This is a genomic window from Arsenicicoccus sp. UBA2120 (genome assembly GCF_002330965.1).
Lineage (GTDB): Bacteria > Actinomycetota > Actinomycetes > Actinomycetales > Dermatophilaceae > Arsenicicoccus > Arsenicicoccus bolidensis.
The window spans coordinates 1-4,891 of sequence record NZ_DCYC01000025.1; the positions used below are offsets into that span (position 1 = coordinate 1).

The window sequence follows — 4,891 nt, forward strand, 5'->3', positions numbered from 1 at the left end:
ACGCGCCGGGCTTCGTCATACGGCCGGCCCGTCACGAACCGGCGAGGTCACGCGCCACGCCGACAGCGCTCACTCCGCGCGGAGGAAGCCCTGCTGCACCAGCCACTCGTGCGCGACCTCGGCCGGCTCGCGCCCCTCGACGTCGACCTTGGCGTTGAGGTCGATCATCACGTCGTCCGTGAGCTTCTTGGTGACGGGGGCGAAGAGCTGGGCGATCTGGGGGTGCTTGGCCAGGGTCTCCTGCCGCACCACCATCGACACGTTGTAGTTGGGGAAGAACTTCTTGTCGTCCTTCATCACGGCGAGGTCGAGCGCCTTGATGCGCCCGTCGGTCGTGAAGATCTCGCCGAACGTGCACAGCCCGCTGTCGGTGGCGGAGTAGATCGCGCCCGTCTCCAGCACCTTGACGTTGCCCGCGGGGACGTCCGTGCCGTACTCCAGCCCGTAGGCCTTGAGCATCGGCCGGAAGCCGTCGTTGCGGCTCGCGAACTCCGACTCCACGCAGAAGGTCCGCTGCCCGACCGGCACCTTCTTGATGTCCGCGAGCGACGACAGGCCGAGCGCGCGAGCCCTCTCCGTGGTCGTAGCGAAGCTGTAGGTGTTGTTCATCGGTGCGGGCGGCAGCCAGGTCAGGGCGTGGGTCTTGGCGTCCTCGGCGCGGACCGCTTCGTACTGCGCGGCGGGGTCGGGGATCGGGTCGGTGTGGCCGAGGTAGGAGATCCACGCGGTGCCGGTGTACTCCCACTCGGCGTCCACCTGACCCTCGAGCTGGGCCTGCCGGGCGCTCGCCGAGCCGGGGATGTTGGTGTAGTCCCTGACCTCGGCGCCGGCGGAGGAGAGCAGGATCACCGCCATCTTGCCGAGCACCAGCTGCTCGGTGAAGTTCTTGGAGCCGACGGCGACCGACGCCCCGCGCAGGGACGGCACCGCGTCCAGCTCGCCCTGCAGCTGCCCCGACGGCGCGTAGCCGCCGGCCGTGCCGAGACCGCAGCCGGACAGGCCGAGGGCCGCTGCGGTCAGCACACCCGCCAGCGCGGTCCTCCCGGTGATCCGTCGTCCAGCCATGGGTCAGAGCCCCCTCGGGGTCGTGAGCGTCTCGAGGACCCGGCCGACCCAGTCGACCAGGAGGGCGAGCAGCGCGACGAGCACGGCACCGCTCACGAGGATCGGGTAGCGGAACAGGTTGATGCCCGTGGTGATCAGCGACCCGAGGCCCCCGGCGTCGATGAAGGTCGCGAAGCTGGCCGTCCCGACGAGGAGCACGAGCGCGGTGCGGACGCCGTTCATGATGACGGGGACGGCGAGGGGCAGCTCGATGCGCACGAGGGTGGCCAGCTGACTCATCCCCACGCCGCGGGCGGCCTCGATGAGCGTGGGGTCCACGCCGCGCAGCCCGGTGATGGTGTTCTGCAGCACGGGCAGGAAGGCATAGATCGACAGCGCCAGCACCGCGGTCCAGAACCCGAAGCCCAGCCACATCGCCAGCAGCACGATCAGCCCGATCACCGGAGCGGCCTGCCCGGCGTTGGCGAACGCGACCACGGGCGCGCTGAACCTGCGCAGGCCGGGACGGGTGAGCAGTATGCCGATCGGCACGGCCAGCCCCACCACGATCAGCGCCGAGACCGCCGTCAGGACGACATGCTGGGTGGCCAGCGTCTGGACGTTGGACCAGGTCAGGACCCGTGCCTCGATGGTGTCGAGGCGTGCGCTGCGACGCCACAGCTCCCACCCGGCGACGCCCGCGAGCACCAGCACCGGCAGGACGAGCAGCATCACCCGGTCGCGGCGGGTCAGACGCCCTGGCCGGGGCCGCGACCGCGCCGGGGTGGCCGCGTCGGACGAGCCGACCGCGTCGGACCGGCCGTCCGGGTCGGAGGGGTCAGCCCCGGAGGCGGCGACCCCGGGTGCGGCGGGGGACGTCATACCGGCTCCTCCTCGCGACCCGCGGCGACGGACCTGATGTGGGTGGTGACCGCGTCGAAGGTCACGGCGCCCTGGTACTCGTCGCGACGGCCGGTGACCACCGCCATGCCCTCGGTCGCGGCCAGCATGCTGTCGAGGGCGTCGTTGAGCGTCGCCCGGCGGTCGATCGTCGTCAGGCGGGACGTGTCGGGCCGGCGCACGGCGTCCCCGTCGAGGCGGTCCAACCGCGTCCAGCCGAGGGGCCGCTGACGCTCGTCGAGCACCAGCAGCCAGGGGTTGCGGGACTCGGCGTGCTGGCGCCGCACCTCGGCCACCCGGTCGCCGACCCGCGCCGTGGCCACCTGCTGGAGCTCGAGGTCGCCGACGCGCGCGAGGCTGAGCTGCTTGAGCGTCGAGCCGGAGCCGACGAAGTCCTCCACGAACTCGTTGGCCGGGGCCGCGAGGATCACCTCGGGGGTGTCGTACTGCGCGATCTGGGCGCCCTCGCGCAGGATCAGGATCCGGTCGCCGAGCTTGATCGCCTCGTCGATGTCGTGGGTGACGCAGACGATCGTCTTGTGCAGCTCCTCCTGGATCGACAGGAGCTCGTCCTGCAGCCGCTGGCGGGTGATCGGGTCCACCGCGCCGAACGGCTCGTCCATGAGGATCACGGGCGGGTCGGCCGCGAGCCCGCGGGCGACGCCCACCCGCTGCTGCTGGCCGCCGGACAGCTCCTTGGGATAGCGGTGCCGGTATGTCGCGGGTGCCAGCCCCACGAGGTCGAGCAGCTCGTCCACCCGCTCCCGCGTGCGGGTCTTGTCCCACTTCAGCAGGCCGGGGACCAGGCCGATGTTCTGGGCCACCGTGAGGTGGGGGAAGAGGCTGCCGCCCTGGATGACATAGCCGATCTTGCGGCGCAGCTGGTCCGGGTCCTTGGTGGTGATGTCCTCGCCGTCGACGACGATGCGCCCCGACGTGGGGTCGATCAGCCGGTTGAGCATCTTGAGGGAGGTCGTCTTGCCGCAGCCGGAAGGGCCGACGAACATCACGATCTCGCCGGCAGGGATGTGCAGGCTGAGGCCGTCCACGGCGGGCCGGCTCTGGCCCGGGTAGGACTTCGTGACGACGTCGAGCTCGATGGTGGCGCCGCTGACCTGACGGTCGGAGGAGGGGGTGGCAGGCATCAGGACCGGATTCCCTTCGGGATGGTGAGGCGGCCGACGAGGACCAGGAGGGCGTCGAGCAGCAGGGCGAGCAGCACGATGCCGACGGTGCCGACGAGGGCGTAGGACACGGCGTTGGCGCCGCCGATCTGGGACAACCCGGTGAAGATGTAGCCGCCGAGGCCGGGACCGAGGGCGTAGGCCGCGATGGCGGCCACGCCCATCGACATCTGCGTCGACACCCGCACCCCGGTGAGGATGACGGGCCAGGCGAGCGGGAGCCGCACGCGGACGAAGGTGTCGACGGGGTTCATGCCCATGCCGCGGGCGGACTCGACCAGCTGACCAGGCACGCCGTCGAGCCCCACGACGACGTTGCGCAGGATGGGCAGGACGGCATAGAAGACGACCACGGCCACCGAGGGCAGCACCCCGATGCCGAGGATCGGCAGGGCGAGGCCGAGCAGCGCGAACGACGGGATCGTCAGGCCGATCGAGGTGAGGGCGTTGGCCACGCCGCGCAGGGCGCGCACGCGGGTGACGAGGACGCCCAGGGCGATGGCGACCAGGGTCGCGATCACGACGGCCTGGGTCACGAGGCTGGCGTGCTGGTAGGAGCGGTAGGCGATGTCGGCCCAGCGGTCCTGCACGAACTCGATCACGGCTGGGACTTCTTCACGAGGACGGCCTCCTGGTCGCATCGGCGTCGACGGACCTCTCGGCGCCGTCGCTCAAGGGATCACTAGACCACGCGCCGGGGACTCGTCGGGCCCGCGCGGGTCCTCGTCCCCGGCTCGGTCACCTCTCAACCGCCGGTCCGGGGGCTGTGGGGTGGGCACATCACGGTCGGGTCACGAACTCGCGGATCGGCCTGTCGTCACGGCGATCTCGTCGCCGAGACGCCACCCCGGTGCCAGCGGCAGCTGGTCGCCCGACCAGAACCTGCCGGGGTCGTACCAGCTCGACGGGCGACCCGGCTCGAGCAGCCCCATCTCCTCGTAGGTCACCGCCACGACCTCCGCGCAGTAGGCCAGCTCGGGGCGCGCCGAGATCGGTCGCTGCTCGTGCCGCCACGGCAGGTGACCGCGTCGCCCCCGCAGCCACCGGCCCGCGAGGGTCGCGGTGCGCGGGAAGCTCGTGCCGTCCCATCGCGCGATCGTCCGCAGCAGCGCGTCCTCCTGCTCGCGCCCCACCTCAGGGGTGAGCTGCCGCAGGAAGCCCCGCTGGCCGTAGGCGTCGTGCCAGCGGGTCACCGCGTCCCGCAGGTCGTGCAGCTGCACCCCGCGCTGGTGCTGCCCGGTCCACAGGTCCACCAGGCCCTTGCCGAGCTCGGCGTGCCACATCAGGGGCGGCAGGTCGTCGAGCACCACCGCCATACCGACGTGGTTGACGGGGGCGTTGGTGAGGACCTGGATCGCCCGGTCGGCGCCCTTGGCCCCGCGAAAGACCCAGATGTCCCCGGTGCGCGCGTGGTCCACGGCCTGGTCGAGCGTGATCGCCATGCGCCGAGTCTGGCACCCGCGCCGGTCTGAGGCGCCGTGGCTCGGGTGGCGTGGTGGCTATCCTCGTGCCGTGAGACGCATCTCGTGGTGGAAGCTCCTCGGCGCGGCCGGCCTGGCGGGCGTCGCGGCGACCGGCGTGCTGGCGGCGCGCGGCGAGCGGCAGCGGCGGTCGATGACGCCGGAGGAGGTGCGGTCGCGGCTGCACCGGCGGGATGCCGAGCTCGGCGACCCCTCCTACCGCCGGTAGGCGCGGCGGAGCCGCACCTCGAGCGGGGGCCCCCCGGAGCCGCACACCGGCAGCGGCGACAGGGCGAGGCGCGG

6 protein-coding genes are annotated in these 4,891 nt (G+C 72.1%); 1 reads left to right on the top strand and 5 read right to left on the bottom strand.

Features of this window, described 5'->3' with window-relative positions:
• Nucleotides 1-69: 69 nt before the first annotated feature.
• From B2P18_RS02870 to B2P18_RS02890, 5 genes are all read right to left on the bottom strand, one after another.
• Nucleotides 70-1,065 carry a glycine betaine ABC transporter substrate-binding protein gene (locus B2P18_RS02870; protein WP_286955772.1) on the bottom strand — a complete coding sequence of 332 codons (996 nt, stop codon included), beginning with the start codon at nt 1,063-1,065 and terminating at the stop codon, nt 70-72.
• A gap of 3 nt (nt 1,066-1,068) precedes the next feature.
• Entirely contained in the window at nt 1,069-1,776 is a 708-nt protein-coding gene (locus B2P18_RS02875) for an ABC transporter permease (protein WP_286955776.1), read from the bottom strand.
• 146 nt (nt 1,777-1,922) lie between these two features.
• A complete protein-coding gene (locus tag B2P18_RS02880; protein WP_239261585.1) occupies nt 1,923-3,089 on the bottom strand; it encodes an ABC transporter ATP-binding protein in 1,167 nt (388 codons plus the stop codon).
• On the bottom strand, nt 3,089-3,730 hold the full coding sequence (locus B2P18_RS02885) for an ABC transporter permease (RefSeq protein WP_239261587.1): 642 nt from the start codon (nt 3,728-3,730) through the stop codon (nt 3,089-3,091). The genes B2P18_RS02880 and B2P18_RS02885 overlap by 1 nt, the downstream gene beginning before the upstream one ends.
• A gap of 189 nt (nt 3,731-3,919) precedes the next feature.
• Nucleotides 3,920-4,570, bottom strand: a complete 651-nt coding sequence (locus tag B2P18_RS02890) for a hypothetical protein (protein ID WP_286955773.1) — start codon at nt 4,568-4,570, stop codon at nt 3,920-3,922.
• A 70-nt stretch (nt 4,571-4,640) separates the two neighbouring features.
• On the opposite strand from B2P18_RS02890, the gene B2P18_RS02895 reads away from it, so the two are divergent.
• Complete coding sequence (locus B2P18_RS02895; protein ID WP_286955775.1) at nt 4,641-4,817, top strand: hypothetical protein; 177 nt, start codon at nt 4,641-4,643, stop codon at nt 4,815-4,817.
• Nucleotides 4,818-4,891: the final 74 nt, after the last annotated feature.

What these genes read in the sequence shown, in the direction of transcription:
- B2P18_RS02870 (WP_286955772.1), bottom strand. Translation starts at nt 1,065, where the DNA reads ATGGCTGGACGACGGATCACCGGGAGGACCGCGCTGGCGGGTGTGCTG.
- B2P18_RS02875 (WP_286955776.1), bottom strand. Translation starts at nt 1,776, where the DNA reads ATGCTGCTCGTCCTGCCGGTGCTGGTGCTCGCGGGCGTCGCCGGGTGG.
- B2P18_RS02890 (WP_286955773.1), bottom strand. Translation starts at nt 4,570, where the DNA reads ATGGCGATCACGCTCGACCAGGCCGTGGACCACGCGCGCACCGGGGAC.
- B2P18_RS02880 (WP_239261585.1), bottom strand. Translation starts at nt 3,089, where the DNA reads ATGCCTGCCACCCCCTCCTCCGACCGTCAGGTCAGCGGCGCCACCATC.